This window comes from Lacinutrix salivirga (assembly GCF_053604675.1).
This window is the reverse complement of the sequence record NZ_JBSHNP010000067.1, coordinates 1-3,116: the sequence shown is the minus strand read 5'-3', so window position 1 is coordinate 3,116 and position 3,116 is coordinate 1. Positions and strand designations below refer to the sequence as shown.

The window sequence follows — 3,116 nt, the reverse complement described above, 5'->3', positions numbered from 1 at the left end:
GTTTTTGTCTGCTTTTGTTGCATTGGCACCATAAGTATTTATTGTGTAAACAGCAACTTTGTCTATCTCAATGGTTTTAGGACCAGATATAGTTTTTGGAAAACTTATTTTATTTTCTTTTTTATCTGCATCTGCGTCTCTAGTTAAAGTTGTAAAGGTTTCGGCATCTCGAGCAGTTTTAGCTGTTTCTGCATCTTTAACTGCTTTTTTGCCTGCTTCGGTTTCGTCTTCACGTATATAAAGTGCTTCTTGCCAACCTTCAAAACTTTTCACAGCATCTTCGGTCTTAGAGGCCATTTTATCTTTGGTTGTTTTTATGAAATGTTATTCACTATTCTTGTTTTTTGAAAAAATAGGAGTTTTAAACTTTTATTTAATTCACTTTAATGATTTTGTTTTTTGAATAATTGTACTTTAAGTTTACTCCAGAATATATTTCTTCTAACTCGTTATCATATATTTTAGTACTCTCATCAAAATAAAACTGTAACAAATCAGAGCTCAACTCTTGAATTTTAATAAACGGAACAATATTTATACTTTCTTCAAATTCATTAGAAGCAACTATATTTAAACTACCAAGTTCTTTATAGTTTTCATTATTATAATCTTGAATATGTATTCCCCAACTTTCTTCATCTCCAATTTCACTAACAACAATCATTCTATTACTTTTTTTCGACTTAAAAAAATAGGGGTTATATCTCCAACTGTCTTGCTGTCCTTTAGACTTATATAATATCTTGTTTAAACTATTTTTTACAATTAAGTGAATACCATTTTTGTTGCCATCAATTGTGCCAGTAATGAATTGAATATTATTTATCCAAGCAGATTGATTTACATTAATAGAATCTATTTTAAAGTCTTTTTTTATAGAGTCTGCTTTAATTTGGGTATATAAAATTGGATATTTTACTTGAGAAATTTGACTAATATTTAAAGAATCTCCTTTTTCAATTTTAATGATTTCTTCGGTATATAAATCAGGATTGTTTTGCTTGCAAGCAAAAAAAAAGATAATTGATATGAGACATAGTATATTTTTCATGTTTTTTAAATTTTATGGGAAGTTTTAGAAATTTTTTCTTGATGAACTTTATTTGCTATAGTTTCATCTTTCAGATTGACATAAAACGCTGGATTACATCTATTTACTAATCATCTTCTTGGTCTGGGTAAATTTGCAATTTCAAAATGTAAATGTGGAGCTCTTGTGCCTGAAGCATTACCTGTAACTCCAGATAGACCTATTTTATCTCCTTTTTCTAAATAGGTATTACTTGTTTTTCCATCACTGTAAATATATATTGTTGTAGAAGGGGTTAGCTTAAAACCACCACCTTTTAAAAACTCATTGTCTATGGTTTCTCCTGTGTTTTCTATACTGTCGCATTGGGTTTTTAACCGTCAAAATCACCGCAGTCTTCTTTTTGAAAATTGTCGGGAGTAGGAGTGAAATATTGATTTATTCTAACTCCAATGTAATCAGTTGGAAGTTTTCCACTAATCGTTAGTTTATAAACATTTTTATCTACTTTCTTAAACTTAAAAATAATAGATTGAAAATGATTATTTTCTGCTAATATTTCCAGATCTTTTTTATTATAAAGTATTTTTTTTATTTCATATTCAAAAAAAGGTTCTTCACTGTCTGGAGGAATACTATTACTACAGTAGTTATATAAAAATAGTTTATTATCTATCGTTTTTAAAAATAAAGATGGTGAGTCACACATACAATTACTATTAAAATCTATCCAATATTTTTTTTGATTTTCATTTTTATCTTTAATTGATAGACCAATTAATGCCTTATTAAAAATTTTTTTAAAGAGAGTATCAGTTTCTTTTATTAACTTCTTTTTGGGTGATTCAGATTTCAACAAAATAACTGAATCTTGTTTTATTAGGTTATTAGATTGTTGTATTTTATTTACTTCCTTACAGGAAACCAAAATTGACAATATAAGTATCGTTAATATTCTCATAGCTCTAATTAATTAAGTTTTCTTTTTGAGAATTAGTTAGCATTTTTTTTAAAACATTTAAAGGGTCAAATAAATCCCTTCTTCTTTTAAAAGATCGTCCATTAGAAAAATTGTCTGATTTAGCATGTAGCATTTCGTCTGTCTTTACCCAACCAGGATTAAATGATTTTTCTTGTTCTTCTCCAGTATAAAATTCTATATGTAACATACCTCTATTTTCTCCAATAGGTTGTTGAAAATTTTCACCATTTCCTCTAATTAATTGTCCTACTTCAGCTATTTTCTGACCTCTGGTCACTTTGTCACCAACTTTGACTTTAATAGTGTTTTTGTCAATTTCTCCATACCTTACAACAATATTGTTACCCTTAACATGCTCATAATAATGTTCAATTACTAAAACATCAGTATCCATATAAAAATTTTCACTGGCTTTAACAATACCATCGGCTATCGCATAAATTGATTCGTTTACATCTGTATATAAATCTCTGGCAGCGTGTATTCTATTAGTTCCTCTTGTATAACCAAAGGTAGCAGCATTTTTTTCATGTACTGTGTAGTCGTAATCTTTATATTGCTTTGTTTTATAATTACCAGGATAATTTTGAGGTATTACTTTAAATGGAAACAGTAATCCAGGTGTTTCCAACTTAAACCCACCACCTTTTAAAAACTCATTATCTATGGTTTCTCCTGCGTTTTCTATACTGTCACATTGGGTTTTTAGGTATAAATGTGCTTTGTCTCTAATGGTTATTTTTGGTGTTGCTGGTTCTTTAATAGTTGTTGTACGTACATAATCTTTAGCATTGTTAATATCTGGTTTGCCTCTAAAGGGTTCTATTTGTACTTTTTTGCCTTTTAAGGCTTTATCAAAAACTATGGTTAATTGGTTTTTGTCTCCTACTAATTCCATTTTTGCGTAAGTATATATACCTGCTTTGCTTTTTGTATTTATAGTCGTGTAGGTGGTTTTAGGATCGTCCTGATTGTAGAGACTCCATTGTATATTGTTTTTGTCTGCTTTTGTTGCATTGGCACCATAAGTATTTATTGTGTAAACAGCAACTTTGTCTATCTCAATGGTTTTAGGACCAGATATAGTTTTTGGAAAACTTATTT

General features: G+C 28.7%; 4 protein-coding genes. All 4 read right to left on the bottom strand.

The genetic code is table 11. From position 1 onward, the window contains the following. The coding region (locus ACVC5O_RS02715) for a hypothetical protein (RefSeq protein ID WP_452219928.1) at positions 1–297 on the bottom strand (297 nt) is incomplete at its 3' end. A 76-nt stretch (positions 298–373) separates the two neighbouring features. Continuing rightward, a complete protein-coding gene (locus ACVC5O_RS02710) occupies positions 374–1,051 on the bottom strand; it encodes a hypothetical protein (RefSeq protein WP_452219927.1) in 678 nt (225 codons plus the stop codon). Between the two features lie 352 nt (positions 1,052–1,403). Further along, complete coding sequence (locus tag ACVC5O_RS02705; protein ID WP_452219926.1) at positions 1,404–1,991, bottom strand: hypothetical protein; 588 nt, start codon at positions 1,989–1,991, stop codon at positions 1,404–1,406. 4 nt (positions 1,992–1,995) lie between these two features. Further along, a partial coding sequence (locus tag ACVC5O_RS02700) for a M23 family metallopeptidase (RefSeq protein ID WP_452219925.1) occupies positions 1,996–3,116 on the bottom strand: 1,121 nt, incomplete at its 5' end.